The sequence below is a fragment of the Pseudomonas sp. HY13-MNA-CIBAN-0226 genome (genome assembly GCF_040310305.1).
GTDB classification, from domain to species: Bacteria; Pseudomonadota; Gammaproteobacteria; order Pseudomonadales; family Pseudomonadaceae; genus Aquipseudomonas; species Aquipseudomonas gregormendelii.
On the sequence record NZ_JBEOPS010000600.1, the window covers coordinates 1 to 238 of the forward strand.

At 68.1% G+C, this 238-nt stretch carries 1 protein-coding gene; it reads left to right on the forward strand.

Annotation, left to right across the window (positions count from 1 at the left end; all coding sequences use genetic code 11):
• The coding region (locus AAEZ05_RS30080) for a hypothetical protein (protein ID WP_350650312.1) at window positions 1-238 on the forward strand (238 nt) is incomplete at both ends.

Genomic DNA, 238 nt, shown 5'->3' on the forward strand with positions numbered 1-238 from the left:
GGCTATAGGCATGGCCATCATGCTGCTTGGCGCGGTATCGACAGGCCAGGTGGCCGCTCAGCAAAGCACGGCAACGGGGGCGCCGGGCAAGGTGGCCACGCTCGACAGCGTTCGTCCGTTCAACGTGCCCGCTCAGCCACTGGACACCGCCATCTACGCCTTGGCCGCTCAAGCCGGGATCGATCTGCTGGTCGGCGACGCACAGCTGCAAGGCCGCACGGGCCACGCCGTGCAGGGT